Annotated in this window: 38 protein-coding genes; 10 read left to right on the top strand and 28 right to left on the bottom strand. The window is 40.3% G+C overall.

Annotated elements, in window-relative coordinates; genetic code table 11:
• Positions 1–3: 3 nt before the first annotated feature.
• The 24 genes from Q0Z55_RS02885 to Q0Z55_RS02770 all read right to left on the bottom strand — a co-directional run bounded on the left by Q0Z55_RS02885 (position 4) and on the right by Q0Z55_RS02770 (position 17,681).
• Positions 4–2,430, bottom strand: coding sequence for a phage tail tape measure protein (locus Q0Z55_RS02885; protein ID WP_297423936.1), 2,427 nt, complete (start codon positions 2,428–2,430; stop codon positions 4–6).
• Between the two features lie 55 nt (positions 2,431–2,485).
• Positions 2,486–3,139, bottom strand: a complete 654-nt coding sequence (locus Q0Z55_RS02880; protein WP_297423934.1) for a type VI secretion system-associated protein TagO — start codon at positions 3,137–3,139, stop codon at positions 2,486–2,488.
• A 41-nt stretch (positions 3,140–3,180) separates the two neighbouring features.
• Entirely contained in the window at positions 3,181–3,375 is a 195-nt protein-coding gene (locus tag Q0Z55_RS02875) for a hypothetical protein (protein WP_297423932.1), read from the bottom strand.
• Positions 3,356–3,616 (bottom strand): hypothetical protein, encoded by a 261-nt coding sequence (locus Q0Z55_RS02870; protein WP_297423930.1) that lies wholly within the window; start codon positions 3,614–3,616, stop codon positions 3,356–3,358. Before Q0Z55_RS02870 ends, Q0Z55_RS02875 begins: the two co-directional genes overlap by 20 nt.
• A gap of 50 nt (positions 3,617–3,666) precedes the next feature.
• Entirely contained in the window at positions 3,667–4,050 is a 384-nt protein-coding gene (locus Q0Z55_RS02865) for a hypothetical protein (protein WP_212387323.1), read from the bottom strand.
• A gap of 76 nt (positions 4,051–4,126) precedes the next feature.
• Complete coding sequence (locus Q0Z55_RS02860; protein ID WP_297423926.1) at positions 4,127–4,606, bottom strand: hypothetical protein; 480 nt, start codon at positions 4,604–4,606, stop codon at positions 4,127–4,129.
• Between the two features lie 8 nt (positions 4,607–4,614).
• Positions 4,615–4,980 (bottom strand): hypothetical protein, encoded by a 366-nt coding sequence (locus tag Q0Z55_RS02855; protein WP_297423924.1) that lies wholly within the window; start codon positions 4,978–4,980, stop codon positions 4,615–4,617.
• Positions 4,967–5,470: an HK97-gp10 family putative phage morphogenesis protein gene (locus tag Q0Z55_RS02850; protein ID WP_297423922.1), complete on the bottom strand. Its 504-nt coding sequence runs from the start codon at positions 5,468–5,470 to the stop codon at positions 4,967–4,969. The genes Q0Z55_RS02855 and Q0Z55_RS02850 overlap by 14 nt, the downstream gene beginning before the upstream one ends.
• Positions 5,467–5,793, bottom strand: a complete 327-nt coding sequence (locus tag Q0Z55_RS02845) for a head-tail adaptor protein (protein ID WP_297423921.1) — start codon at positions 5,791–5,793, stop codon at positions 5,467–5,469. Before Q0Z55_RS02845 ends, Q0Z55_RS02850 begins: the two co-directional genes overlap by 4 nt.
• Before the next feature lie 2 nt (positions 5,794–5,795).
• Positions 5,796–6,026: a hypothetical protein gene (locus tag Q0Z55_RS02840; protein WP_297423920.1), complete on the bottom strand. Its 231-nt coding sequence runs from the start codon at positions 6,024–6,026 to the stop codon at positions 5,796–5,798.
• Between the two features lies 1 nt (position 6,027).
• A complete protein-coding gene (locus tag Q0Z55_RS02835; protein ID WP_297423918.1) occupies positions 6,028–6,324 on the bottom strand; it encodes a head-tail connector protein in 297 nt (98 codons plus the stop codon).
• 70 nt (positions 6,325–6,394) lie between these two features.
• The gene (locus tag Q0Z55_RS02830) at positions 6,395–7,714 is read right to left on the bottom strand and encodes a phage major capsid protein (RefSeq protein WP_297423916.1); all 1,320 of its coding nucleotides are present in this window, start codon (positions 7,712–7,714) and stop codon (positions 6,395–6,397) included.
• Positions 7,715–7,777: 63 nt separating this feature from the next.
• On the bottom strand, positions 7,778–8,527 hold the full coding sequence (locus tag Q0Z55_RS02825) for an HK97 family phage prohead protease (RefSeq protein ID WP_297423914.1): 750 nt from the start codon (positions 8,525–8,527) through the stop codon (positions 7,778–7,780).
• Entirely contained in the window at positions 8,517–9,770 is a 1,254-nt protein-coding gene (locus tag Q0Z55_RS02820) for a phage portal protein (RefSeq protein WP_297423911.1), read from the bottom strand. Before Q0Z55_RS02820 ends, Q0Z55_RS02825 begins: the two co-directional genes overlap by 11 nt.
• Complete coding sequence (locus Q0Z55_RS02815; protein ID WP_297423909.1) at positions 9,767–11,527, bottom strand: terminase TerL endonuclease subunit; 1,761 nt, start codon at positions 11,525–11,527, stop codon at positions 9,767–9,769. The genes Q0Z55_RS02820 and Q0Z55_RS02815 overlap by 4 nt, the downstream gene beginning before the upstream one ends.
• Positions 11,524–12,003 (bottom strand): P27 family phage terminase small subunit, encoded by a 480-nt coding sequence (locus tag Q0Z55_RS02810; RefSeq protein ID WP_075167502.1) that lies wholly within the window; start codon positions 12,001–12,003, stop codon positions 11,524–11,526. Before Q0Z55_RS02810 ends, Q0Z55_RS02815 begins: the two co-directional genes overlap by 4 nt.
• A 115-nt stretch (positions 12,004–12,118) precedes the next feature.
• Entirely contained in the window at positions 12,119–12,277 is a 159-nt protein-coding gene (locus Q0Z55_RS02805; RefSeq protein WP_297423906.1) for a hypothetical protein, read from the bottom strand.
• Between the two features lie 210 nt (positions 12,278–12,487).
• Positions 12,488–13,090, bottom strand: coding sequence for an HNH endonuclease signature motif containing protein (locus tag Q0Z55_RS02800; protein ID WP_297423904.1), 603 nt, complete (start codon positions 13,088–13,090; stop codon positions 12,488–12,490).
• Positions 13,065–13,241, bottom strand: coding sequence for a hypothetical protein (locus tag Q0Z55_RS02795; protein ID WP_297423902.1), 177 nt, complete (start codon positions 13,239–13,241; stop codon positions 13,065–13,067). Before Q0Z55_RS02795 ends, Q0Z55_RS02800 begins: the two co-directional genes overlap by 26 nt.
• Before the next feature lie 197 nt (positions 13,242–13,438).
• The gene (locus tag Q0Z55_RS02790) at positions 13,439–13,897 is read right to left on the bottom strand and encodes a hypothetical protein (RefSeq protein ID WP_297423900.1); all 459 of its coding nucleotides are present in this window, start codon (positions 13,895–13,897) and stop codon (positions 13,439–13,441) included.
• A 353-nt stretch (positions 13,898–14,250) separates the two neighbouring features.
• Entirely contained in the window at positions 14,251–15,999 is a 1,749-nt protein-coding gene (locus tag Q0Z55_RS02785) for a primase-helicase family protein (RefSeq protein WP_297423898.1), read from the bottom strand.
• Positions 15,996–16,925: a primase-helicase zinc-binding domain-containing protein gene (locus tag Q0Z55_RS02780; RefSeq protein WP_297423896.1), complete on the bottom strand. Its 930-nt coding sequence runs from the start codon at positions 16,923–16,925 to the stop codon at positions 15,996–15,998. Before Q0Z55_RS02780 ends, Q0Z55_RS02785 begins: the two co-directional genes overlap by 4 nt.
• On the bottom strand, positions 16,925–17,410 hold the full coding sequence (locus Q0Z55_RS02775; RefSeq protein ID WP_075167508.1) for a phage regulatory CII family protein: 486 nt from the start codon (positions 17,408–17,410) through the stop codon (positions 16,925–16,927). The genes Q0Z55_RS02780 and Q0Z55_RS02775 overlap by 1 nt, the downstream gene beginning before the upstream one ends.
• 46 nt (positions 17,411–17,456) lie before the next feature.
• Complete coding sequence (locus Q0Z55_RS02770) at positions 17,457–17,681, bottom strand: hypothetical protein (RefSeq protein ID WP_180031473.1); 225 nt, start codon at positions 17,679–17,681, stop codon at positions 17,457–17,459.
• 212 nt (positions 17,682–17,893) lie between these two features.
• On the opposite strand from Q0Z55_RS02770, the gene Q0Z55_RS02765 reads away from it, so the two are divergent.
• The 9 genes from Q0Z55_RS02765 (at position 17,894) to Q0Z55_RS02725 (ending at position 21,232) form a co-directional block, all read left to right on the top strand.
• Positions 17,894–18,622, top strand: a complete 729-nt coding sequence (locus Q0Z55_RS02765; RefSeq protein ID WP_297423889.1) for a hypothetical protein — start codon at positions 17,894–17,896, stop codon at positions 18,620–18,622.
• Between the two features lie 320 nt (positions 18,623–18,942).
• Positions 18,943–19,158 carry a hypothetical protein gene (locus Q0Z55_RS02760; RefSeq protein ID WP_297423887.1) on the top strand — a complete coding sequence of 72 codons (216 nt, stop codon included), beginning with the start codon at positions 18,943–18,945 and terminating at the stop codon, positions 19,156–19,158.
• On the top strand, positions 19,155–19,382 hold the full coding sequence (locus Q0Z55_RS02755) for a hypothetical protein (protein ID WP_297423885.1): 228 nt from the start codon (positions 19,155–19,157) through the stop codon (positions 19,380–19,382). The genes Q0Z55_RS02760 and Q0Z55_RS02755 overlap by 4 nt, the downstream gene beginning before the upstream one ends.
• Entirely contained in the window at positions 19,379–19,531 is a 153-nt protein-coding gene (locus Q0Z55_RS02750; protein ID WP_171406525.1) for a hypothetical protein, read from the top strand. Before Q0Z55_RS02755 ends, Q0Z55_RS02750 begins: the two co-directional genes overlap by 4 nt.
• Entirely contained in the window at positions 19,515–19,706 is a 192-nt protein-coding gene (locus tag Q0Z55_RS02745; protein WP_297423883.1) for a hypothetical protein, read from the top strand. Before Q0Z55_RS02750 ends, Q0Z55_RS02745 begins: the two co-directional genes overlap by 17 nt.
• 35 nt (positions 19,707–19,741) lie before the next feature.
• Positions 19,742–19,999 carry a pyocin activator PrtN family protein gene (locus tag Q0Z55_RS02740; RefSeq protein ID WP_120375892.1) on the top strand — a complete coding sequence of 86 codons (258 nt, stop codon included), beginning with the start codon at positions 19,742–19,744 and terminating at the stop codon, positions 19,997–19,999.
• On the top strand, positions 19,989–20,432 hold the full coding sequence (locus tag Q0Z55_RS02735) for a hypothetical protein (RefSeq protein ID WP_297423881.1): 444 nt from the start codon (positions 19,989–19,991) through the stop codon (positions 20,430–20,432). The genes Q0Z55_RS02740 and Q0Z55_RS02735 overlap by 11 nt, the downstream gene beginning before the upstream one ends.
• Positions 20,429–20,857, top strand: coding sequence for a hypothetical protein (locus Q0Z55_RS02730; protein WP_297423879.1), 429 nt, complete (start codon positions 20,429–20,431; stop codon positions 20,855–20,857). The genes Q0Z55_RS02735 and Q0Z55_RS02730 overlap by 4 nt, the downstream gene beginning before the upstream one ends.
• 57 nt (positions 20,858–20,914) lie before the next feature.
• Complete coding sequence (locus tag Q0Z55_RS02725) at positions 20,915–21,232, top strand: hypothetical protein (RefSeq protein WP_297423877.1); 318 nt, start codon at positions 20,915–20,917, stop codon at positions 21,230–21,232.
• A 106-nt stretch (positions 21,233–21,338) separates the two neighbouring features.
• Here Q0Z55_RS02725 and Q0Z55_RS02720 read toward each other — a convergent pair whose 3' ends face one another.
• The 3 genes from Q0Z55_RS02720 to Q0Z55_RS02710 form a co-directional block, all read right to left on the bottom strand.
• On the bottom strand, positions 21,339–21,488 hold the full coding sequence (locus tag Q0Z55_RS02720; RefSeq protein ID WP_297423875.1) for a hypothetical protein: 150 nt from the start codon (positions 21,486–21,488) through the stop codon (positions 21,339–21,341).
• Between the two features lie 26 nt (positions 21,489–21,514).
• Complete coding sequence (locus Q0Z55_RS02715; RefSeq protein WP_297423873.1) at positions 21,515–21,838, bottom strand: hypothetical protein; 324 nt, start codon at positions 21,836–21,838, stop codon at positions 21,515–21,517.
• Positions 21,839–22,094: 256 nt separating this feature from the next.
• On the bottom strand, positions 22,095–23,279 hold the full coding sequence (locus Q0Z55_RS02710) for a site-specific integrase (RefSeq protein ID WP_297423871.1): 1,185 nt from the start codon (positions 23,277–23,279) through the stop codon (positions 22,095–22,097).
• A gap of 119 nt (positions 23,280–23,398) precedes the next feature.
• Here Q0Z55_RS02710 and dusA point away from each other — a divergent pair, with 119 nt between their 5' ends.
• Positions 23,399–24,424, top strand: a complete 1,026-nt coding sequence (dusA, locus tag Q0Z55_RS02705; protein WP_297423869.1) for a tRNA dihydrouridine(20/20a) synthase DusA — start codon at positions 23,399–23,401, stop codon at positions 24,422–24,424.
• Between the two features lie 27 nt (positions 24,425–24,451).
• On the opposite strand, the gene Q0Z55_RS02700 is transcribed toward dusA, so the two are convergent.
• Positions 24,452–25,204, bottom strand: coding sequence for a GNAT family N-acetyltransferase (locus Q0Z55_RS02700; RefSeq protein WP_297423867.1), 753 nt, complete (start codon positions 25,202–25,204; stop codon positions 24,452–24,454).
• Positions 25,205–25,385: the final 181 nt, after the last annotated feature.

The raw sequence follows: 25,385 nt of genomic DNA, 5'->3' as shown, positions 1-25,385 counted from the left end.
CATTTATCTCCCAAAATTACGTGCATAGCCTTTCATACTTCCAGCAACGTGACGGCTGTGCTTTCTCAAGACACGTTCGACGCTCTTACCATCTAAAGCTTGAATGTTATATATAGGCTGTTGTACTGGTGGCATATCGTATGCAGGTTCACGATTAGTTCGACGAATCTCATCAAGCGTACTATCAAGTTTTGATGATGTTTGCTCTTTAAGGACACGTTCACCTTTATCGAGCCACCAACTACCCTCTTCAGGTACACGATCAATACCGTCATGCGCCATACCGACAGGCTGGAATGAAACAGATCCGATCATTGCTGCCTGTGCCATTTGAATGGCTACTGCTGCCACACCTGCTGCTGGTGCAATCACTGGACCGACATAAGGAATACCGACCATTGCATCGTATGCTTTCGAATATGACTTAGGTGCATTCATCATCACTTCTGCAATAGCAAAAGCTTTTTGCACAGCAAACATGGCTTGATAAGCTGCCGATTGCTCACCAAAAACTTGAGCCATGACACCAGCTGCACCTTGGATATAGCTCATTCCATATTGCAACTGTAATGTTTGACGTTGCTTGTGATATTCCTTTTCACTAATCAACTTTTGATCTAATGCACTTTGAAGCAAATCGACATCTTGTTGATAGTAATTTTGCTCACCAAATCGACTTTGATAATCAGACCAAACGCTTTCACGCTCTGCGTTTTGTTCAACACCCTGCTGAATATTTGCCTGCTTAATCAAGGCATCTTTCATTTCAGGTGAATAACTTGTCGTGTTGAAAATTTCTTCACGTACTAATGCGTAATATTGCTCAGCGTAATCTGAAGCATCCATCCAAGTCTTTCGAATTTCGAGCAGTTGCTTCTGTTGCGATATTCTTAATTCACGGTTCTCAATTTCAAATTGTTCACGCAAAGATTGAAGCTTGGCTGCTCGTTGTTCCTTTGTAAGCAACGCATCAGTCTTAATTTCTTGCTCTTTGATGTTATATGAATAAGCTAGCTTTTCATTTTCACTGAACCTGTGCTCAGCTACTTCCCAAGCAAATTGCATTTCTGCAAGCTTTTTCTCTTCATCATATCGAGCTTGAGCAAGTGGCACATATTGCGACATACCATTTGATTTTAATCGCTCGATTTCCTCTGCAAGCTTTAAACTCTTTTGATCATCTGCTGTTGAATATTCATAAAGAATACGTTTTTGCTCTTCTAAAATTCTGCTTTGTTCACGAAGCGCTTTAGAATGACCACTGGATGCTTTTGCTGCCTTGTCCTGCTTCTCAACTAATGTGCCTAAACCTGCATTTACACCGCCCGTTGTTTTCTCAACACTACGCAAGGCTGCCATTTGCTTGGCTGTCGTTGATGCGGTGTTATTACTAATCTGATCAAGTTTGGTAGCTGCTGATTGCATGGTTGCATCTAAATCAGCAACCATCGCATCTTGAATAGATTGCGTTTGGCTAATATTACCCGTCAGAATCGCTTGACCAGTCGCTAGTAAACCACCAACAACTTTACCAACCAATTGAACGGCTGTAGCAGCACCAATCGCAACTTTGGCGACAAATCGCAGACCATCGGCAATGCCATTGGCAACATCAGTAAACTGTAAGCCTTGCTCAGATCCGCTGAAGAATGCCTGTGCAATATCCACAAAAGCAGGAATTACAGCTTGCATTAGCTGATTTTTTGCACCTTGCATTTGCAAATCAAGCAAATACATTTGCTCTTTTAAAATCTTGGCTTGGGCAATCGTTTCATCACTCATGACCAGACCTGCACGTTCTGCAGCATCTGAATAGAGTTGCATCCCTTCACCACCATTGATCAACAATGGAATGAGGTCGGTCATATCTGAAGCCATCGACTCCAGATAGAATGACATTTGCTGTTGCGTTACCCCTGCTTCTTCGAGTTTATCGCCATAGAGCTGCAGTGCTTCAGGACCTGAAAGCTTCTGCATTTTCAGAATCAGCTTTTCAGCTGCTGCTGCAGATCCTTCAGTCTTCACTGCGATTTGTTCAAAGAAATCGACACCACCACCGGCACCAATCGTTGTGAGCTCACCCAACTTTTCGTTGAAGTCCTTCATCATGTCGCTAAGTTTTTCTTGCTCAATGCCATAAGCTTGAGCACCCACCGCCATTTTTTGGAAATCTTGAGTTGTTGTATTGGCACGTAGCGCAAATTTTTCGAGTTCAACGGCTTGATTCGCTGTTTCCCAAGCCATCGCTGATAATGCAATTGCTGCTGAAGCTGCACCCGCAGCAACTGCGGTACCCATGACTTTTGCACTGGATTTAATTTTGTCAAAGGTTGATACAGAGGTATCCTGAGCATCTTTCATTTTTTGCTCAAAATTCGCTGTATTTGCATCCAGCAGAATTTGAATCCGACTTAAAATATCACCTGACATAAATTTCACCCATAAAAAAACCCCGCTAGAAGCGAGGTTTTCTTTAATTAAAAAATTACCAGTTACATAACTCTCTTATAGGTTTTAGCCTAGTTTCGAGTTCAGTTATGTCAAATTCTAAAACTTGTTCACCAGTTCTATGTGCTTGGTACGAAATTAATAATTTCTGATGACCAATCATTTTCTTTAAATTTCGGACGGGATCTGAAACAAAATAAACTCTCAAATTACCTTGAGCTGTGTCTAAAGTGACATTAAATGGCTTTTCATCATCTAATCTAAATTTTGTAGTTCTTCTTAAAGCATTACCGTATTCAGGACTCAACGGTTGCTTAAAATCAACCAAAACTTCGGTTGAATCATCCTGACACCTAAATGTCATTATTGGTTCTTGCAAAGTAGACCAATCGTTTCCTTTCATTAAAACGTTATTAGCAACAACTGAAACATAAACTCGCTTCTTATCTGTCATTGGGTCTGTTTCAGTTTCAACAAACCATTTTTGCCTAACATTGCTATTCTCATTTTCGTCTGAAGCTTTTTCATCACCGCCTGATAGCAACGAACCAAATATAACGAGCAGAACTAACCCTGCAAGTATCAAAGCCAACTTAGATGTTTTCTTTGGTTGCTTGGCACCGCACTGTGGGCAAGTTGGTGCTTTATCACTAACTGGTGAACCGCATTCTTTACAAGGTTTAATCGCCATTCTAACCCCCTATACTTATAAGAGGTTAGAATATAAACATTTCAAGTAACTAATGCAAAATGCGAATAATGACCCACAAATGAACGGTCTTCGGTACTGACTTGCAGACGTTCATCATCAATCAACTTATCAACGACATATTGTTCGTCATCTGGTACCCGAAATTTGTGACGGGCAAACAAGTCAGGAATATAAACTTCATCACCGACCTTGAAATTATGCTTTTGACTTGGCACTTAATGCTCCAAACACTGCTTTGATGTTACGCATCGTTTGCTCAATATCAGGTTCAGGCTCTACATATTTATTGCGATTAAACACAGTGAAATCACGAAGTACTAACTCATTTTTCACTTTTAAATCTGCAAGCGTTTTACAAACATTGGCAAACAGTGCATCTTCACGAAGGATGCCGATAGGCTCAAGTACTGAGAAAGCTTTCCAGTACTCAAGTTCTTCAGCGCTCATACAGCTCATCAACTCGCCTACGGTCCGACCCAACCGCATTGCGAGCTGAAACATAAACATTAGTTCTGGTCGTTCTCGGAGTTTTTTAGCTCTTCAGACTCCGCTTCTTTTTCAAGCTGTTTTTTAATCGCTTCTTGAGTAATCCCAATGGCTTGTAATGCCACTTTGACCATTGGATCTGTAACGTATGTTGGCAAGTTATTGATGTCTTCAAGACTTAATTTCTGCAAAATAAATTCGTTAGTTTCAGGATCAAAAACGGTTTTTTGAAGCAATAACGCATTCGCAATATGATCTTTATCTTTTCGTTCTAAAAAGTATTCTGCACGGGACTGCAAAGTTAATGAAGTTAAAACACCAACACGACCAACATCTGGAACTTCAACAATTTCTGATGTTTTTTTACCAACGGTACCTAAGAACGCATTTACTAAATTAGACATGATTGCCTCTCATTTTTTTAAATAGATAGAATGAAAAAACCCCATCGAAACGGGGTCTTTTGAATAGTTTTACTTATTAACCTGCTGGAACTACAGGCTCATCAATCAGTACAGATTTTCCATCTTCAAGATGATCCACTGCACCAGAAATCGCAATGGTTAAAGCAACACGGTTTTTCTTTGAAGCTTCACGAGATGGTGCAAATTTGGTGATCGATCCGCAAAACTTATATGAAGTTTTTGCTTCATCAGGCAATTTAATTTCCCAATCAAAACAATCACCGGCAATGAAGGCATGCTCCAGTCTCACCTGCTGATCATCATTAGTCCGTTGAAGTAAGCCTAATTCGATATTGCCGTAATCAATGACACCGGCTGCCAATTTTTCAGCAAATTTTGATGTCACAGAAGTCACATCATCTGTTGGACGTTCACCTGCAGGTAAAGGCAAATCCAATACATCTGCAATTAATGTTTGAGTAGGAAAAAGCGGTGCTCCAGTCACATGGAGTTCGATCCCCTGGGAATCAACTGTTCCCGCTGCGCAATCAGTCATAGTGTCTCCTAACAACTGTTATCAGATTGAGTCATGTAAAAATCGATTTGCTGACAGTGCAGCAAGGTTTCAGTGTCATGTGATCCACGCTCACCAGCTGGCGTGCATTCACAGTACGGATTCTGTTTTGAAAATAATTTTTTAATTTGACTGGCACGCTGTGATGCTTTCAATTTTTCATGGTGATAGACATTCACTTGCATGCGGACATAATCAATGCCCATCCAACCTGTTACATCGTTTTGCGGTACCGTGCTGATGTCCTGAAAAGTAACATAGCCATCTGTCAGGTCTTCACCTTGAGCAATGGGCGCAGGTCCACACTTAAATCCAGCACCACTCAGCAGTGCATTACAAATTTCAATCGCCAGCATCTGCATTCACCTGCTGTTTTTTAATAATGGCTTTAATACGTCTTGCATAACTGGTTTTAAATCGTTCGACCACACGTTCTTTTTGATGATCAAAGTTATTACGCAAGAATGGCTCTGCTGCCATGTGTGGTGTCCCGTTTTCAATAAATCGCCAATAAAACGCTTTATTGGTCACATAGATGCCAACACCTACACTTTTAGGCAATTTAATACGCTTAAATTTGATTGATTCCTGAAGCGTACCTGGTTGAACCAATCTTCTTGAATTTTGCGGATTGCCACGCCTACGTGCTCGAGCAGATCCACGCGAATATCGGTAATATGCTTCTTCTGCCCGTGGCGCATCTGCGACCACATCGGCATGCAATTCTTTTAAAGCGAATCGGCAAACGGATTGCGTCACACTCGTCTGCTTCGCTAGATTGACTAGGCCTTCCAACTTTTCTGTCAGATCGTCTAAGCCTTCAACTTCCACAGACGAATTAATCATATTTTTCCCACAGCACACATGATGCGATGCTTAGCACGACTTACAGGCAAGATGCCGGTAATTGCATAAATATTTTTGCTGTCTGCATCACGCAACTGATGTTCAGGCAACAAGTCTGGAAAATCCTCAGGTCGGTAATTGATCTGAACGACTAATGCCGATCCCATTGCACCAGATGATGAAAATGCAGAAGTACTGACAGGTACTTCACCACCGTAGAATTCACCGATCTTGTTCCACACCCATTTTTTTTGACCTGCACTGTCTTTTTCTTCAGTACGTTGCAGTACTTCGTATAAATGGTCTAAATCGCCTGATTGCATGGTTATACTCCCTCAATCACAACGCGAACTTTGCCATAAAGCTTTTCGCGGACAACTTCACCACGACCTTTATCTATGACGCATTTTCCATTTTCCATTTTGGCACGCTCGATATAGCCCTGTTCTTCATCCGCAACAAATACATTTCTGACTTTGTGATCATTTAAAAAAATAGACACTTTGCCAAAGTAGCGCTTTGGATCTCGATTCACATCATCCACAGTTAGACGCATATCACACCCCCATTCTTCGATATGGCAGCAGGTACATTTCAACTGCTTGGTTGACGTATAAATTGACTTCTGTTTGAGCTGCTCGGTTCTCGTACATATCCGTGATGATCAACAAGGCTGCAATGGTCAAATCTTCATGTAACTTGCCTTCGACCAGTACTTCTTCGAGTGGTCGATCTAAGAAATTTTGAATATGCTTGAGAGCTGCTTTTGTGAGTAATCCGATGTAATCATCATCACGGTCATGTAGAACACGTAACTGTTTTTTGACAATGTTGGGGTCAATTAAATCACTCATAAAAATAGCCTTTTTGCGACACGAAAAGAGTTAAAAAAAGCACCCCGAAAGGTGCTTTTTATTTCAGAAATTAGCCTTCACCGACTGGAGGCGTAACTGCAGGGATTTCAGGTAAATCACCAGCGACACATGCATCAGGGATTTGAACGCCACAACATGCACGCATTTCTGCACGTAAGGTACCCAGGTTTTTACGGAAGTTGTCTTTGTCTTCAGTTGAAAGCTCAACTGCAACATCTTCACGAATGAAGCCAGCAATACCCAGTGAAATATTACCAACCCAATATTTACCAACAGTCATGGCTGCTGAAAGTACTACTGGCAAACCCCAAAGCACAGGCTGAACTGCTGCACCAGGCGCACCAAAGATATAGTGACCGTCTGTACCTTTAATACGTTCAATAGATCCCCAATCTTCAGGATTTAAAATCACCGCTTCAGGCAGTAAGCCAGTTGAACCAGCTTTATATTTTGCACGGCTGATCACATCAACTGCTGTGTCATCTGCTTCAGCTGTCACAGTTTCATGGTTTCCTGCTTCAAGCAAACCACTGAATGATTTAGCAGTACCGCCTGAAACACCATCTCCTGCAACGATGTAGGCTTCAAGTTTAAGGCGCACACCGTATGCCAAACGACCTTCGATATAAGCTGCCAATGTCGGCATGTCTGCCATTGTTTGCAATGAAATATTGATCCAGTGCGCCACGGTACCCGCTTTTAGATCGACAACTTCAAAGGTTAAATCTGATTCAGGCTTTTCTTCACCTTCAGGCACGATTTCAGCCATGATGTCATACGCAGATTCTTGCAGTAACGGCACCAATTCCGCTGTAATTGGCGTAAAGCTAATCCAGTCCAAAATGGTCAATGGACGTTCTACTGTACGACTTAAATCATTTTGAGCAAGTGATGCTGTCTTGCCCATACCTGCCAAGGTAACAATGTTACGCGCTTGAACACCATCTAAACCAAATTTACCGCGAGCACGACAAATGGCATTAGCTTGATCTGCGACTTCTTTATTTCGAATCAGTAAAGATGCAACAGTGTCAGGGTCTGCACCACGCTGTTGAACACCATCAATCAATTTTTGTTGCAGGTCTTCGATTTCACTTGCCAATTTTTTATTTTCGTTGGCTCGTGTTTCTAATTCAGTTTTAAGATCCTTAGGCACACCTTCAAGACGGCCTAAAGCCTCATTGTAACGTGTGATCAATCCATCCAAATTGGCCATGCGTGTTTTAAGATCAGCACATGCCTGGTTATAGTCTTCAGCCGTCTGATGATCACGGGCATTCAAACCCATAAATGGAGAAAGTGGCTGAGCTGATTGAGTTGCGATTGCGCCCATTGCTAAAGCAACTGAAGTTTTTGAAAGTGCTTTCATATTTTTTTCCATGCATAGAAAATGAAAAACCCGCTTGAAGCGGGTCAGGATTTAAAAAGAAAATTAAACGGGTATTTGATCCAAGAATGCCAAAGGATCTTTTTTCGGGTCAGTTTTTGGCGGTGGATTTTCTTTTGGCTTATGCACATCAGTTAAGCGTGCAATCAATTTTTTCGAGTAATCCCCAGCCAAGCCAAGCGAACGTAAAAGTTCTTCAGCATCATCTTCTGATTCAATCGCTTCAATTGTCTGATCATTAATCACACGCGCTGCATCATCGGATGGTTCATCTACGACACTAATTTCATACATATCAGCTCGACGAATTTCAACATGCGTGCCTTTATCATCATAGTCCAAGTCACTAACCGGATAGAATGCAATTGAGAATCCATCCACTGTGCCATGTTGGACCATTGCAGCGACATCACGGGCAATGGCCAAGCCTGGTGTAAATTCAAGTTCAACATAAAGACCGACATCATCTTCTTTCAGAACTGTATATTTACCAATACGCATAGCTAGCTGTGCATCGACATACCAAAGTCGCCAACCATGATTGTAATACGCATGAATTTTTTTGGTTCCAGCAGCAAATGCAGCACAAACTTCAGCAAATGCACCACGAATGAATTTTTCACCGTGATAATTGATTGAATCCCATTTCACCGCATAACCGCTGATCTTCACGATGCCGGTTTTTTCATCCTTGTTGATAAATCGTAAGTTATCCGCAACGACAGGCATTCGACGACATTGCACTTTTGGCATGTTTGGCGAAAACTTATTCCGCACATGCAGTTTATTTTTCATCAGCTTTCGCTCCATAAGTACCTTTTTTCATACGTTCAGCAGTGGTCATATTCACTGGAACCAATAAGAAATCACCATTTGCATCAGGTGCATCACCCTCTTCACGACGGATCTCGTTAGGCGATGCCTGACCGCTAAGAATTCGATCTTTATTCGAGGCAATTCGTTGCAGATAAGACGCTCTCAACAAATCTTTGGTCTTGAACTCAAATTCGTAATCATCCCAATCTTCACGCGGAAGCAAATGAATACGGATACTTTCTTCGATACGTTCCAAATATGGGCGTAAACCAAATTTGTAAAATCCATCGATAATTTGCTCAATACCACTGCCCCATGCGGTTGCACCTTCAGTCAAATACACCAGAATTGGTGGCACACCAAAGTATCGACAAGCTTCTTCGACTGACATTTTACGAATGGCAATCAACTCAAGGTCTTCAGGGGTCAAACTAATCGGTTCAAACTGCATCCCACCTTCAAGTACCGCCAAATCACCATCATCACCATTGATCAAAATATCCAACTCACCACGCAAAACATCACGCTGTTCTTTTTTTAGATATTTATCCGTTTTCAATGCTCCTGTTGGCTTGGCACCATTGGACATCAATCGAGATGTTTTATCATTCCCAGCAAGACCAATGCCGATGGATTGAGCACCATAAGCAATGGGTGACATTCCCATCAATCCCGTGCCAAAAAGTTTGACATGCCAAATATCCTTTTCAGAATATTCGACTTTCTGACCATTGATTTGACACTGATAAACCGGATTCCCTTTATCGTCTAACTTCAGATCTACTGATCCAGAGTTAATAATTTGAATACTGGTGAGCTTTTTTCCGATGTAATCACGCTTGCCAAAGCTATTGCCTGCGACAAGGTTCAGCATCAGCTGTTCAAAAAACTCGACACGAGTCTGATAACGGTTCGGCTTATTGTTTAACAATCGAATCAGGTCATGATCTTTAACTTGTGTTCGCGTTCCATCCTTATTGATCTTGAACATTTGCAAAGGCAAGGTGGCCACTGACTCAACAAGAATCTTAACGCAGGCAAAAACAGCACTGAGCGTCATCGCACTATCAAAACTGACAGGCTTTGCAGTTCTCAAAGTAGAAAGGGGACGATCATGTAATATCGTCCCCTTTTTATCTTGCTTTGGTCCCGTTCCGCGAACCTTCAGCTTATCGCGATTTGTTTTATCACGAATTTTTGGTTTATCGCGTTTTTTACTCATCGCTTAGCTACCTTAATCATGTCATTCAACCAGTCATCAATGTTTCCATCTTCTGCACCTGGTACCAAGTCGAAAACGTCTAACTTATCCCAAAGCATTGCCCGTGTAGCACCAATAATCGCTGCCACAGCTGCGTCAATTTTTCGTGCTTTATCAGGCTTACGTGGGAAAATATGAGTGTTGGCATCTTCTTTGACCACGATGTTACACATACACCACTGCAATACAGGGTTGCCATCATGATGAATTCGACCATCCCGAATCAGTTCTTCTATCCAACGCATACCAAAACTTAGCGGATTTACCTGCTGCCGAACTTCAATGGCTTCAATATCACGCGAAATCAGATCTTGAGCAAACTGCGAAGCATTCCACGGGTCAAAGCCAATTTCATAAAATGGCGATTGCGCATGGCTTTCTACAATATCTGTGAAGATCCGTCCAAAGTTGGTGACGTTCCCTGGTGTCTCGATTAAGTACTCATCTTCGACCCAATCCAAATACTCATCAGGACGTTTTTGACCGTCTGTTTGCCGTCTTTGATTGACAACATGCTCATTGATGTATTGACGCGCAAAAAGATACCAATGCACACGACCATCAATCAGTTTTGGATACCACTTCACATAACCTGCCAAGTCCATTTTGCTTGCCAAGTCCAAACCACCAAAAGAAATGCAGCCTTTGAATTGATCTTCAGTGACGCTCGGATCTGCCAGCATCTCCCATTCACTCGAAGCAATCCAACTGTCTGCACCTTGTACCCATTCATTCAAACTTTTCTGTCTGAATCGGCTTTCTTCAGCAGCGGTTTTGATCTTCTTGTATTTGCCTTGCAAGTAATTGGTATCAAAAGCAACGCCCATACTCGGATTCGCTTTTGGCCAAACATCAGGATTGCGCCAATCGTCACCTTTATCGATGGTGAAAATGATGCCGAAATAACGCTCTAAATGATCTTTACCATACAAAATATCGACAACTTTGCAGCGCTCACGCCAACAGACCCCAATTTTATTACTGCCTGCTGTGGTAATGCCCAAAACTAAAGGCTCACGACGAGCAATGACACCATCTGCCATGATGTCGTAAGTTTCAGAATCTTTATGTGCATGAATTTCGTCAAGAATGGCACAATGGACGTTTTTACCGTCCTTACTGCCTTCTTTGTCTGTCGCAATCGGACGGAAAATACTGTTATCGTTGCCAGTGGTCGAACGGATCTCATACTGAGTCGTTTCAATACCAAATGTTGCTCTTAATTCAGCATTCAGCAGCACCATCTGTTTGGCATCCTGCCACACAATTTTTGCTTGGTCATAATTGGCAGCTGCTGCATAAACTTCAGCACCCGCTTCACCATCACCGCATAACATGTACAAACCAATGGCAGCAGCAAGGGTCGATTTTCCGTTTTTCTTGGAAATTTCGACATAAGCATCGGTAAAACGTCTGATACCGTCCTCATCTTCCCAGCCGAAAATGTTGCCAACAACGAAAACTTGCCAAGGATCTAAGATGAAATGCTTACGTGCTAAAGCACCTTTCCAGTGATGCAAATTTTCAATGAATGAGCACACATGATTCATGCGCTCTTCACTGAGTGAATATGGAAAATCGTGGTCGTTTTCTTGGCGTTTTAAATCATTTAGAAAACGTTTTACTGCTAATTTTTCAAACTTTCCCGCAATTCGCACACCTGTTTGCACGTCTTTGCAGTACTGGTGCATGATTTCTAAATAATTTCTTTCGCTCATGATCGTCTACGCACTGTAAATGCACTCTCTGGTTTCGTTGGTTCAGGCGTTTCAAAACCAAGACCCAATTGCTGACTCTTATCCGTCTGCGCACCACGCATACCACTTCGAGAAGCTGGAGTCAGACCAAATTCTTTAGACAGTCGCAAAATGTCATCATGCAGTCGGTTCCGTAACGTGAACCACACTGATTGAACCTTAAATTTATTCGGTGTCTCATCCACGAAGTCATCGACGGTCTGTAACTTGGCCAAGACAGCTTCATAGTCAGAAATATTTCGGCACAGCAATGTAAACGCTGCTCCATCCACTTCACTGAGCAGACCAACTTCAACAAGTTTTGGTCCCAACTCTTCCCAAACGGCATTGGCAACTTTGGTCAAGCCTGCAGGTTTAGGTGGAATTTTTGCCTTTACTGCTACCTTCGGTTGCAGTAGTTCAGATCCAGCTTGGAATGTGAAATCTTTATCAGTCATAAATCACCTCTGATACCCCCCTCCCTTTTGATTTTTTCTCACGGAGAGAAAATTTCATGGGGGGTCGGTCTTTAGCGGGAGGTCGGTTTAGACTTTTGACCCCATATCCCCTTAACTATTTTTGTTTTTCTAACTTAAGTTCGTCATAACGATTCAAATCAAAAGCCCAATCTGCATTTCGATCATGAAGTTCATGTGCCCACTTCTTAGGTATAAACATCATCAATGGATGCACAATACAGTTATGCGTAAAACTCTTTAACCAAAGTTTCATGTTGTTATCTCACAATAAGAAATCCCTGCCATTTCTGACAGGGATTAGTAGTGTCGTTTGCTATGGCCAACTTATGCGTTAATGGCTTGCCGTCACCAAAGTCAAATCCATCTTGTACCCGCCTTATCTCAACACCCTGTCGAGCCTATAACGTTCATGAGTTTTGCTTACACATGAGCGTGCCGTCTTTCCGAGCTGTCAACATTGAGACTAGCTAACGTGTGCAGTCCCAGTATGTCTTTTGAAATGAATGAAGTGCAGCTGCTGTATCTTCATGCCGTTGGATACCTCAAGGATCTTTTCATTGAGCACATCGAGCACTTCCCATTGATCCTGATCAGTACAACCAAGTCGGCTAAGGATCACATCGTTTGTAATCGTCAATAGATCACCAACTTTGAATGGACTTTTACGTTCAGGATCATTCACTGCTTTGGTTGTCACTGGCATCCAAGCACCGCGATCTTCTGATGCAGTCTTGATGTTATGGTGTGTTTCACATAACGGTTGCCAATTTGATTTGTTCCAGAACAGATCCTTATCGCCCTTGTGTGGAATGATGTGATCGACCACCGTTGCCGGCATCACGTAACCTTTACGACGACACTCAACACACAGCGGATGTTTCAACAAGAATTGGTCACGATGTTTTTTCCACTCGGCATCATAGCCACGTTGATGTGCAGTCCCGCGATCACGATCACGTTGCTTCACTCGGCTCTGATGTTTGTCACAATATCCTTTGTTCGATGCAAAGTCTTTACATCCAGATGATAGACATGGACGCTTAGCTTTCTGTGGTGCTTTGTTCATGTTTCACCGGAGTAACTTTGATGGAACGTTTAATAATTAATTCACGCAGTTTCTGTGTTGCTTTCAGTTGAATGATCTTGTCCACTGCATGAAACGCTGTGAGCAATACCATTCGACGTTTAGGCATCTGAACTGAGATGCGAACGATCATCTGATTGTTTGCCATGCGGTCATCCTTAAAAAAAAGACTGTATGCCCTGCCCCGCGCCTGACATACAGCCATAAAAAAAGAGCCTCTGGGGAGAGACTCTTAAGAACTTACAGCGCTTTAAATACAGTTTTGCATTGTGGAGAAATGTAGATTAAAACTGTCGCACCTGTCAATACCAAAAATACCTTTTTAGTAATTTAATCTTTAAATTGGTATTTTATTTTACTTGAAATCACTTTGATTTCATCTTCGAAAAGACCTTTGTACTCATTGACTACTTGATTGAGCTTACGCTGTACTCGATCTTTACTCACACCACCGATGACAGCTCTGTTACGAACAGAAGGTTTATAACTACCAGGTACTTTACTTAATTCAACAAGGGCAATAAAAATCGAAATTTCTGTGTCTTCAGAGAGATCTGCACGCTTCATCGCATTCAATTCAGCTTGAATATGTTTTGTAGTTACCTTGATTTGCTCAATAGAGTTTTGGTTCATTGAACATATATTCAATAGAGACTGCTGGATGCTGGTCAAATTTGCATAACTCAATGCAACACAAACATCCTGTGCAGTCATAGAGCCATGGCTACCGCCACCGATTGCATCGAAATTTGTCGTTTTAGGATTTAACAAACGTAAATATTTTTCCATTTTGTTGTCCTTTTTAAATTTTGTGAATGATGTGAATGATGTGTGAATGATTAATCAAAAAAGGTTCACATAAATTCTTATTAATTATTAATGCTTTATAAGCATTTTTAAAAAATGTGAATGATGTGAATGGTTTTAATGATTTTATACGTGTGAGAGAAATTCGTTTTTTCATGTTTTTAAGGACGGAAAAACATAAAAGTGAAATTATCTTTACGCGCGCGCACGCATGCAAATGGTTCACATCATTCACATGGGCATAATTACTTAATGATTTCAGTATGTTGGCGTGTGAACCATTGTGGTAAAATGATTCACACAAAGGTTCACATGGTTCACATGGCATGCTTGTTTTAGATATTGCCATAGCCCATAACCTCTGGAGTACCATCGAGACTATCTTGAAATTCTTCAACTTGCAACCCCAACCAATCCTGCTCTTTCTTCTCATCTGGTTTGACTCCAATAATAATAATTTTATTCTGGCCACTCTTCTTCAAACCTTTCCAATGCTTGGCTTTTTCACTCGGTATAAAGCCGTGCTTACGTCCTTCTCCTATGAATCGCTTCATACTGATTGGATGCTCACCAGTCTTTTTGGTCCATTGAATGAAGGCTTGATATAGTTGTTCGGATTTGCACGAGATAAACGGATACTTTGTCTCGCCATTTTTCCAATCCGTATAGAACGTATCGAAGCCTGGACGTGAATAGTCAATCAAGGCTTTTTTAGCCTTGGTCATTGGTGGCTTGGTATGACCATTGAAGTCCCCTAGATCCATTCCCATGAGTACAGTGAAGAAAGCACGAATACCTTCAGAATTGATTTCTTGCATCACTGCTTCATATAATTTCCCTTCCAAAGCTTTAGTCGGATTAAGGACAAGGAAACGTCTGTCTTTTTCTTCAATCGGCAATGGTTGCGTATTGTTAGATAAAAATACCGTATTTAAGTGGTTATCCATTTCCCAACCACTGACAAACTTTTTACTGACATACAAAGTCTCACCAGTGATCAAATGTTTAATCATCCCCATCACGTTATGCTTTTTCTTGTTATCTACAATTTCCTCAAACAAACCGAAAAGTTTATTTTCAATCCATTCGTTATAGTTAGAATCCAGCTGCTGTTGGCCAACAGTTGTGTGATAGTCACCATAAATCTTTTTAAAGATTTTACCGAACAATAATGATTTACCCGCACCTTGAGTATCACCATGCATGAGTACACAAGTCGCCATTTTCCCACCCATATTCTGAAGCGGATAAGCTAACCATTTAAGCAGGAACATGACCGCCTCTTTTTCATGACTGCATAAATGATGAATCAAACTAATAATACCAGGACACATTTTTGCAGCATCCTGTACAGAGATTTGAGCACCATTTGCATCACGCAATACATCTAAAGGTAAACCATTAAACATATTGATATAATTTTCATCTAAGTCATGAGAGCAAGTCGGATCAAAGATCAAATTACGGTGATAGATTTGTTTACGCACTGGAGACTTAAACCATAAATCATAGATATTTGGATATGCCTCTTTGATTGCTTTGTTAAGCCAACGTTCACGACGATTAATATTCCAAGATTCTTGTGTACCCGCCAAAATGACAAAGTTATCCAATAATTCCTGAATAGTGGCTGCATTAGCTTCATCCATGTGATTGCGGAATACATCCTGTGAAATCACTTGACGTTTAGCCGACCATAGCTTGAAGTACTTTTGGCTAATCAGTGCGATAAAAGCAGTTTTTTTCATAACTGTTTTTTGCTCGCTATCCCAAATTTCAGTTTTACCTTCAACTAAAAAATAACGATTCAGATAACCTTGCAGCAAAACCTCATTGATTTCAGGTTTCTGCTTACTTTCAACAGGTGCATCATTTTCCTGCGAAATACTCCCCTGCCCCCCTTCAAAAACAGCATTACTTTCCATTTCATCCAATGTTTGACCCTGAAAATTGTGGGCTTCATTTATTGGGGGTTCGGGGGAAAACTGCAAAGAAGAAATAGCAGAATTAATCTGTTTGCTTACCTCTTCTAACCCGCAAACAACATGCAAATCATTGAAGTCTGTATAAGCTTTAGAATTCATGCGATAGACTCCTGAACTTGCGTAAAATCAGGCAGAATCACTATGCCACCTGTAATTGATTGTGCTTCTTGAGCATATTTGATACCTGTATCTTCTTTAGCACTGTCATCATCAGCGCAGTAGACAAACACGGCTTTCGGGTATTTTCTGCGTAATGCTGCACCAACTTTCGGTAAATTATTTGCCACAAAGGACAGTGCCACAGGATGACCTGTTGCCATGTGGATAGACATACCAGTTGCATAACCTTCAGCGATGCAGATGATGTGAGCGTCATACAAATCAGGCTGTACTTCACCGATCATAAAGAAGCACCCACCAGTACGACCTCCAGCATCAGTGATAAAAAATTTTTGGCCATCTGGTGTGATTGTTTGCACATTCCACATTTTGCCGTGCTCATCGTATGCAGGGATCAGTAAGTTACCGTCATGCGTAATCTTGATTTTTGGTTCCTTGTCTATTTGCTTATTTTTCAAATAAAGGCTGAAATCACCCAAATAAGCATTGCGGAAAATGCTTTCTGCTTTACGTGCAATGTTCTCCTGAAGCTTGCGCTCAAGTTCACGCTGTTCTTTATCACGTAACTCTTTTTCTTTACGCCATTTTTCACGGTCTGCATCTGTGATATTTGACGTTGCATCAAGTCCGACAATGGCTGCAACTTCTGCAATCGTGTCTGGAAACGATAAATGTGTGCATTTTTGGATAAGACTGAAGCCGTCACCAGCGCCACAGTGCTGGCATATATAATCACCATTGCCATTTTTATCGTCATAACGAAAACGATCACGACCACCACATGCTGGACATGGCGTTTTTTTCTTAAATCGCACATCGATATTGAATCTTGGAAAAATCGTATCAGCCCAAAGGCCTTGCGCTTTGGCTTTTACATCATCCAATTGGAATCTAGGCTTTACCATTACGCCACCTGCTCACGTTGTTTTTTGACCATAGCCAGCAAAGATGTAGCTACTCGAACAAGATCCAGTACTTCCTGGTAAATCTCATCCTCTTCAACCTTAGTGATCCGACCATCTGCAACAGCATTGGCAATCGATTGGGCTAATTCACCCTGTTCTTGTGCTAGTTCACCAACCTTGCTGATGTAATTTGATTGATCCAAGTCTTCAGTAATTTCAGGAAATTCAAACCAACCCGCATTGCCATGAATAGCACAAAGACTGTCCATGATGCCTGGATCACGAGTTTCAGCGAGCACGGCTTCAAGGTGATAAATATTGGCTTTATGTGTTGTCGTGGTCGGACACAATGAATTGCGAAATGTTGTGATATTCCAGCAGTTCTTTTCAGCAATATGGGCCATTAATGAATGATCTGTTTCACTGTAAACAGCAGCACGAAGAGCCATTGACAGCGGTAATACTTTCCGATTTTTCTTAACCATGATTTTAATCCTGTCTAATAATCGTATTTATTTGAGAAAAAGCTGTCTAAGCTGTCTTCAAACCGTAGAACCAAAGCACAAGGTCTTTGAAAGTGAATGCCCCATTGCTTTCCTGAGCGAGTATTTGCATAAACTGCTTGTTGGGGATCTTGCGACGATGCTTCAGATGCGTGAACAAATACTGTGGAGAAGTACCAACACGTAAGGCGTAGTCTTCAAGACCACCATCTTTATGTAATTGCTCGATGAACTCATTGAATGGAGTACACATTTTAACAACCTTTTTGGTATTCGTTTTGAGTAAAATACCTTTTCGGTATTTTTTAATCAAGCCCCAGATTAAAAATAAATTACCTTAAAAGCTGTTTTAGTTGTTTTGTAGGGTATTTTTTCGGTCAATGTTTTAGCTGATAATACCTGCCAAGTAAGTACGTAAGTAAGTAAGTCACCACTGACTGAAATTTCCACCTGGAGATAAACCTGATGTTATCGGTTAAAGAAATTAGAAAAAGAAATACATTAGAGTTGCTCGATTTTTTTGAACGTAAAGAGTTTGCTACTTTTGTTGGAATCGAATATACCCTTTTAAATCAATATCTTTCTGCAAATGCTCCCAAAAATATTGGCAACAACAATGCTAAGAAAATTACTGATGCTTTCAATGTCCCTGAAGGATGGCTTGACCACGAACATACCAAAGCTGAAGTGTTCAGAGTTGCATATAATTCGGGTAGAGCGACAAAGAATGTCGCAGATAACCTAAAAAATACCAATTTAGTTGCTGAACCCTCTTCCGTTACAACCGAAAATGGTTATAGAATTTTGAACATTAAGAATTCAATCAAAATTCAAAAAGGAGAGGACTTGGAAATTTCAGAACTGCCTACGGCTAAAAGTTCTATTTTTGTTTCACCCACAGTTGAATCACCAATTGCTTTTGAAGTGACAGGAAGTGGCTATCCTAAACCTTATAAAGTCGGTTTCGTTTTTCTGTGTGATGCTAAAAAAATCATTGAATCTGGGGATGATGCTGTTCTTATTACGATTCAAGGAGAGATCGTTTTAGGGGAATTTTTATTTGAACGTGACGGGATCATGGACATCGAAACACTTGATGGTGAACGTTTGAGTTTAGATAGAAATAACATTAAAAATATTTTGCCAATCGTAGCGTTTTACCCAGCTAGCCAAAAACAACCTATCAAAGATTAATTTAGCCCAATAAATACCAGAAACCACTCCACGGAGTGGTTTTTTGTTGTCTAAACAACCTTAAAACATACTTAAAATATTCTTTTGTACAATTATTTTGTATATTTTCTGCATAAAAATACCTTTTTAGGCATTTTAATTACTTTTTAGTATTGACAAAAATACCTATTAAAAAATATCCTTTTGGTTGTCATCGTACCTAAAAGGTATTTTTTAGTGAAAAAAAGTAATTTTGAATCAATCATCATCAAACGTCTTCACGCTGAAGATTTCGCTCAGCCAGCAAAGATCAATCTTTTTGCTCGAATCTGGAGAAAGTTATGTGTCGTGAAAACAGCATGAAGCAGATTAACGCAGCTATCGAAAATTTACTTAATGCACTTTCAAGCGCTGCATTACTGGATGCCCAATCTCAAGCCTTAGCGTTCATTCAAGCAGCTTTTGAAGCCGAAGAACTAAGTCAAATTGAAAAACAGACTTTGGAAAAAAAAGTACGTCGTATTTACCGAAACAAACTTATTGAGGAATCAGCATGAATCAGCACCCATGCCAGGATAAATGTCCAAATTTCACGGATGAACAGTGCTGCCATTGCCTAATTGCTGAAGTTGAGCAGCCTGAACCTGAAGGCTGTGAACATCATCCATTAAAATGCTGCGAATGCATGCTTAAAGAACTTGATGAAGAGTTTTTGAGCTATTTGTCTGATGAAGAAAAACATTTAAATGCAGCACTAAAAGCTGTGGAGTATGTGACATGAATGAATACTCACCGTTTTACATCATTGTTTTTATGTTCATTTTCTCTGTTTTTATTGTCCTAAAAGCGTATGAACATCAACTCAAACTCAAGCAAAAACAAGCTGCATTGAAGCAGCTGCTGGAGAACGACGATGCTGCAATTCACTGATTTAAACCACACTAAGCACATTATCAATATCAGCAATGTGAACAACGTGGTGATCCGTAATAACAATGGTGCGCATGTGATTACTTTTCACATGCCTGGTCAGCATGTGGTACCTGCAACCGTTGATGTAAAAACGGCTGAACGTATCTTCAAGGAACTAGGGGAATTGAAGTGAAAAGTAAATTTGCTCCAGTCATCAACACATACACGATGCTAGTGTTGCGCTACATGTCTCCAGTGGTACCGCTTGAAAATGTGGTTGAAGACTACTTGAGCCACATGTCACTCGAAATTGCCAAACGTAAAGCAGTGAAACAAGAATTGCCGTTTCCTGTGATCCGTTTAGGTGAAAAACAAAAAGCATCTTGGATGGTCAATTTGCATGATCTTGCTGTGTATATCGATCAGCAAACTGCATTGGCTCAGCACGATCATAAAGCCATGAATGGTGAACAGTATGCACATTAACTCAAGCCATGACATTTTACGAAAAAAAGGTGAATCAAGACGACTTGATATTCAGGTTCGCTGGTTCCTACGCAAGCAAAAAAAACAGTGTCCAAATCAATTACCTGCAGGTTATTCAGGTCTGAATGACAAGTCAAAACAGAACGAATGGACAAGCTCACAGCATGCCATGCGTCAGACCATGACAAGCTCAGTCAGTAAAAAACGTCCTGTTTTAAAAACTATTGAAAAACCTCTAACAACTGAACAACAACGTCAAAAATATAACTTTGACGAAAAGCACAAAGCATTGGATGCTGATCTGGATACTTTCACTGGTAAATGCTTAAAGCACGGTGAAACACTTTTCAAAGTCTACAAATCAAATAAAAAGCATCACTGCATTGCATGCAAAGCAGAAATTATTCAACGCAGAAAGGAATTAGCAGCATGAATACAGGCGACCATGTAGCAGTGAGTTTTATCTCTGAAAATCGCACTAAATTTTCAGGAATTCATTTTGCAGGGAACGGCATTATTGACCGTCTTGAAGATAATCGAGTGTTTGGCCATTTATACAGTGGCCAACCATTCATGTGTGATCCAACCGATGTATCAGTAAATGTAGATATTCATAACCTGGATAAATACTACCAGTTATTGCTTGAACTCAAGCTTGCCAGTCATGCCGAAATTGGACTGATCAAAACAAAAAGTTTAGAAGATCCGCAGCTGCTGAATATGGCTGAGTTCGGACTTTATATTTTTGCTCATTTTCAATCACTGATTAATGGAATGGCACAACAAATTGCTGTTTCAGAATTTCAACGTATTCAGGATGAGTTCAGCAATGGCAGAGTTTTTCTTGTTGATGCTTGAGCTGATGCTCTTAGCAAATGGCACTTTATTTATTAAATACAAACTGTGGGAATGGTAATGAAACTCGAAAATGCACAAGAACAATTGTTAGAACTTAGCCCTTTGAAACTCAGCCAACAATTTAGCCGTGATGATCTTTTAGATCTACGTGACCAACTCAAAGCCAAACGTGCAGGCTTGATTGAAGCCAAGGACAAATGCAAAAACGGTAATTCGATTGCTTTGCTGAATATTGAATTGTCACAGGTCAATTCTATGCTGACACGCATCAACCAAACAGTCACTTTGCTTGATCAAGATGCCAAGATCATGAAGAAAAATAATCACTCAGCGCAGGAGCTGGCGATGCGTTTTTTCAAGGTTGCTGAAAAGTAATTGGATTCAAAGACATTTAATAAAATTAAAGAAAAGTCTGAAAAAATGATTAGTATTTAGCATAAAAAAGCCTCATAACGAGGCTTTTTTCTGTAGAAACTAAAGCTTAAGCAGCTTTTTTAGCTGATTGAGTCTTTGCTTCTTCAGCTATATGGGCATTAGCAATAATACGAGCAACTAATAAATCAGCACGATCTAATAATTTATTAGCTTTGCTAATCAATATTTCACGACGGATTTGTTTAAAGTCTTTCATAGTCATTCCTCAGTATATTTAGGGGTCTATAGCACAGGTACATTTACATGTCTCTCAAGTTTAGAGTAGAGCTGCTCCATCTCTTCTGTCGAGTCACCTGCCACTATGGCATTAGCAATACCTTCTATCACCCAGATGCATTGCTTAACGTTTAAAGTAATATTTTGATCATCACATTCAAGATCTTCAAGAATATTGGCTAATTGATGCATGATCTTTGCAACCTCAGCGGCACTAGGATCAATCTTACTCAAATAGTCGATATTCAATGAAACAATTTTACTTTCTCTTAAAAATTGATTTGCTATGTGTAATACACGCAAGTAGATATCTTTAATTGCATCGTCCAAAGGTAAGCCTCATATATAAGTATAAGATGGCATTTAATTGTGAAAATTCAATGAACCTTTACAAATAAATCAATTAAGTTAAATTTGGTCGATGATTATACATTATTGTATAAAGAATAGTTAAAAAATTTATAGTTTCAGATTAATCTTATAACTCATGCTTAGCTCCATAGTGTTTATTATTTATGCATTCATATATAGCATACTAAATTGTCATTATTAAAGTTATTTTTTGGTATCAATATGTTCTATGAAATTATTCATTCAGAATATCATCTATAGATGTCTTTTTGGCAACTTCAATCGCTAGCTTATATGTAAGCAAATCCTTTCGAATAATATCTAAATTGACATACCGTTTCAGACTATTCCAGTCATCGTGCAAAGTGTACTGCTGGATCTGTGGTACCGTTAAGCCCTGCTCTGCCAATCGTGTTGCTGCTTCATGGCGCAGGTCATGAAAACGCAAATCATCGATACCCACTTGTTTCTTAATTTTCTGCCAATGACGTGCAATATTTTCCTCATGTGTTGGGATCAAGTACCGATCATCACCGCCACGTAAAAGCATCTTTTTACGGATTTCAGGCTTGAGTAATTCATCAATAATTTCAGCTGCTTCATCTGAGACCACAAACCATTTGTCATTGTTTTTCTTGGTGGGATGCTTCACTGCCTCCAGATACCATTTTTTGTGCTCACGATCATAGTGCTGTATTTCAAGCCGTGGCAATTCACCTAAACGACGACCCGTGTAAATGTCTAACCACATGATTAAATATAGTGGCGTATTTGAATAATTCTTTAAATGAAAATCCATGTACGCATACGTGGTCAGATCTTGCAATTCCTTGGACGTTGGCAACCGGTTACGCTCTTCAGATTCTGAAATCACACGGGATTTTCTTAGCCCTTTGACTGCCTTTTCATACTCATTGAAGTTGATCTCTACACCCCAAAGCAATTCAGCATGGTCCAATACTGATTTGATGCACTGGAACTCGAAAAGAATAGTACTCGGCTCAACAGGAGCTAAATCATAATTTTCATTTTTGTAGCCGTCACGTCTACGCAAAGCATGTTGTGCATAGTCAGTACGCTTCAGACCTGCCAAGGACTTTTGAGATATATCGAACTTTTTCAGCATCTCAAGGGTAAATGCCTTAGTCCTGCCATAGTCTGAAATTTCAGATTTATACCTGGTAATTGCGGATGCTAAAGACATGGCAGCAGATGCCAGAGCATCTTTGTCGGTTGACAACAAGTGAGGATTCTTTTCTAATCTGTCCTCTTCTCTTTTTAGCCACGCTTTTGCCAAAGCTCTGGTACTAAATGTTTCAGTATCAAAGTACTCGATACCCTCACTTGGCTTGCGAATATTGATCACAGCCTTGTATCTGGTACCTTTAGTTTTGGATTTTAACTCTGTGATATAGCCCATGCTTGCAACTATTTCTTAAATGAACGGGGAATGGTTGCAAATATAGTTGCAAGAGTTGCAAAAAGATAGGAAAAGATACAAATTTATCGTAAATGATACGAATGCTCACAGGTGCTTAAATGACTGATTTAAAACAAAACACAGGTATATCAAGGCTTCCAAGAATATCAGTGGCACCTATGATGGATTGGACCACCAAAGATTACCGTTATTTTGCGCGTTTATTTAATCCCAATGTGATTTTATATACCGAAATGGTGACCACGGGCGCAATTATTCACGGTGATGCCAAACGCCATTTAGACTTTAACCAAGAAGAACAGCCGATTGTGTTACAACTCGGTGGCTCAAATCCTAAAGATTTAGCGTTATGTAGCAAAATGGCGCAAGATTGGGGCTATAACGAAGTCAACCTTAATGTGGGTTGTCCAAGTGACCGTGTACAAAATAATAAAATTGGCGCCTGCCTCATGGCAGAACCTGACCTTGTTGCTGAATGCATCAGCGAGATGCGTCATGCGGTAGATATTCCTGTCAGCGTGAAGCATCGTATTGGCATTGACGATATGCACTCGTATGAAGAGATGCTACATTTTGTCGATACTGTCGCAAAAACCGGTTGTAATAATTTTATTGTGCATGCGCGTATTGCTTTATTACAAGGTCTATCGCCGAAAGAAAACCGTGAAGTTCCGCCTTTACGTTATGAAGATGTGTATCGTTTAAAACAAGATCGCCCTGATTTAATCATTGAAATTAACGGCGGCATTAAAACTTTTGCCGAAACTCAAGAACATTTAAAGCATGTCGATGGGGTGATGATTGGTCGTGAGGCCTATCACAATCCTTATCTGTTGGCAGAATTAGGCCAACTTTGGGACTTACCAGCACCCGATCGTTTTGACATAATGTCTGAGATGATGCCGTATATTGCCAAGCGTTTAGCAGAAGGTGCACCGCTTTCTATTATTACCCGTCATATTTTAGGCTTATTCCAAAATTTACCTGGCGCACGTAAATGGCGTCAGTCCTTAAGTGGTGGCAATGCCAAAACTTTAAAAGACGTGGAAACGGCAATCTTAAATATGCAAGATGCCATTAAACGCACTGAAGATTATTTGCGTGAGCATCAAGTACAGCAATAAAAAAGGCCCCCATATGGGGGCTTTTTTTTAGTGATGACCGCAGGCTTTTTCATAATGGCTGAGGTCATTGGCACTCCAATATTTGGACATATCGCGTAGCTGTACCGGACTTAGTACTTTATAACGATCATACACGCCAAACATTTTGAGCATATTCATCACCACCGCCGTATTGCTCTGCCCTTGGCAACGACGACGTACCAACTTCCACGCTCGTTCTACATCCATATACAATAAAGATGACGTCACACCGTTATATTCATCTAAAATGCGATTATCACCGACTTTTTTAAAGAATAAACGCTCGTAAAATGAGGCTTTTTTACTGTCTACTTGAATAAAGATATGCTTGGCACGCACTTTAAAAATGGCGAATAACACAGCACTTGAATACAAATCATAAAATAAGTTTTGATGCTGATAATCTTCGCGAATCGCCAATGAGCCTAATTCAATACGCTTGCCTTCAGTAATATTAAGCGCATCGATGTCGGCTTTATAGGCTGCATAGGCTGGTAATTCATCATCTTGAATAATGCCAATTGTGCCCACAATGCTGTCGTTTTCTTTGGCAGTAAACAGAAAATTAGAACGATGGCAATATTGTGGCAAATATAAAAATGGCGTGCCTTGTTTTAAATAACCACACTTATGGTAGTTGGTATAGAGCAATTGACTGCTTTGTAACAGATCATCTATTTGAGTCACTTGACCAATAACAAGCTGGTCAAAATTACTTTTTATGCGGAACAGGCGGTTTTCCACTAAATTGTCTTTCATTTGTAACCCACTAAAGCGTGATTTGGAGAGAGTTTAAAATCAACAGCGAAAAAACACCTGAAAATACAGGCATTTTTCACGCGTTATGTTAGACAATTCGCATTGCATACCAATTGACCATATATAACAAATTCTATACTTAATATTGCAAAATGCTTACGAAAATTAAGGATTTTAGGAA

Source organism: uncultured Acinetobacter sp. (assembly GCF_947626835.1).
Taxonomy (GTDB): domain Bacteria; phylum Pseudomonadota; class Gammaproteobacteria; order Pseudomonadales; family Moraxellaceae; genus Acinetobacter.
Note: the sequence above shows the minus strand (reverse complement) of the source record. Positions and strands in the feature narration are given on the sequence as shown.